Here is a 933-nt window from a genome sequence, read left to right on the forward strand (position 1 = left end):
TTTATCATACATTGCATCACCTGATATTTTCTAATCTATTTATCAATATTATAACATAGCCAGAAAGCATGACAATAGATAAGTAATCGAATTGACAATAACTACTATGTGGTGTAAAGTAGAACTATACTATTATGCGGAGCAAAGTAGCTAGTTGCAGATTACAAAATGAAGAGGGGAATGAAGATGTTAACAAAAATAATCTATAAAAATTTTCGAAGTAATTTAAAGAATTATATTTTGTTTTTCTTGAGTAATATTGTTGCAATTATGGAGCTGTTTGTATTTCGTGGATTAAAAGAGATTGTATTACAAATTGTAAAAGATACCGAAACAGCATTTCTTTTTAGAATTGATTTTACTATGGCTTTAGGAATGATTTCTGTTATTACTATAATGTTGATGGCGTATGCTATGATTTATTATTTAAAATCAAGAATAAGAGATTATGGATTATTTATTATGATGGGAATGCACAAACGAATGGTATTTAGTTTGATGTTGATAGAATATGTTCTTGGCTGGGTATTCTCATCAATACTAGGACTTATTCTTGGAACTGGTATATTGTATGGCATTCAGTTTTTATTACACAAAATTGCACCTTTATATTTTGTACGAATAGTAACGGCAAATTTGAATATATATGTTTATTCAATAAAATTTAGTATCGGAATTATGATTTTTACGTTTTTTGCTGTCATAGTATGGATTGAAAATCATAATCTGAGTTCACTGATACAAGCTGAAGAAAAGATTCAGAAATGTCCGCAAAAAGGATATTGGACAATTGCAGTTATTATAGGAATTATATTGAGTGTAATTGCCTGGTTTATGTTTCCAAGCTATGAAGAAGTGCATTATGATGCATATTTTATATGGATAATTGGTGGATTTTTAATTTTAACTTTTGGCATGGGTGTATTACTGGAA

Annotated in this window: 1 protein-coding gene; it reads left to right on the plus strand. The window is 28.4% G+C overall.

What is annotated here, in order from left to right; translation table 11 throughout:
- Positions 1–186: 186 nt before the first annotated feature.
- Positions 187–933 (plus strand): FtsX-like permease family protein (locus tag NCY30_RS14950; protein ID WP_250818888.1); only part of this gene is annotated, 747 nt, incomplete at its 3' end.

Origin of the sequence: Dorea sp. MB18-49 (assembly GCF_023669465.1) — a bacterium.
In the GTDB taxonomy this organism is placed as follows: Bacteria; Bacillota; Clostridia; order Lachnospirales; family Lachnospiraceae; genus Dorea_A; species Dorea_A longicatena.